General features: G+C 60.3%; 1 protein-coding gene. It reads left to right on the top strand.

All coding sequences use genetic code 11. From position 1 onward, the window contains the following. Positions 1-165 precede the first annotated feature (165 nt). On the top strand, positions 166-860 hold a 695-nt coding region (locus tag ENZ74_RS33180), incomplete at its 3' end, for a polyphosphate kinase 2 family protein (protein ID WP_164761467.1).

The raw sequence follows: 860 nt of genomic DNA, 5'->3' as shown, positions 1-860 counted from the left end.
GCCTGGCTGGACCGACAGCGGTGGTGACCATGCTCGCGCTGCAATAAAACCGTCATTGCAGGCCTATATGGAAGTCGGCTCAGGTGTTGCCGTTCCCGGGCTGTAGGCCGGGAGTTTGGGGCGCCGGACGTGGATCGACAGAGCTTGCAAGTGGAGCAGCCGATAATGACCGAGCTAAAACAGAATTCTCCGGCCAGGGATTGGCTTGAAGCCGAGCTCGCCGACACGCTTGACGAAGACTATGAGCTCGAAATGTCGGAGCCGGCGCTGTCGATGGAGATCGCCAAGATCTACAAGAACTCGCATCCGCCTTCGATCGATCGCATGCAGTATTTTCGCGACCTGATCACCCTGCAGTCCGAATTGATCAAGCTGCAGTCCTGGGTCGCCCACCACAAGAAGAAGCTGGTGGTGATCTTCGAGGGACGCGATTCGGCCGGCAAGGGCGGTGTCATCAAGCGCATCACCCAGCGCCTCAACCCGCGCATCTGCCGTGTCGTCGCACTGCCGGCGCCGACGGAGCGCGAAAAGTCGCAATGGTATTTCCAGCGCTATGTCCCGCATCTGCCGGCCGGCGGCGAGATCGTGCTGTTCGACCGCTCATGGTACAACCGCTCGGGCGTCGAGCGGGTGATGGGCTTTGCCCAGCCCGATCAGGTCGAAGAATTCTTCCACGACGTGCCGGAATTCGAGCGCATGCTGGTCCGCTCGGGCATCACCGTGGTCAAATACTGGTTCTCGATCACCGACGAGGAACAGCAGATGCGCTTCCTGATGCGCATCCACGATCCGATGAAACAGTGGAAACTGTCGCCGATGGACCTGCAGTCGCGCGTGCGCTGGGAGCAGTACACCAAGGC

The sequence above is a fragment of the Mesorhizobium sp. M7A.F.Ca.CA.002.15.2.1 genome (assembly GCF_003998715.1).
GTDB classification, from domain to species: domain Bacteria; phylum Pseudomonadota; class Alphaproteobacteria; order Rhizobiales; family Rhizobiaceae; genus Mesorhizobium; species Mesorhizobium ciceri.
Note: the sequence above shows the minus strand (reverse complement) of the source record. Positions and strands in the feature narration are given on the sequence as shown.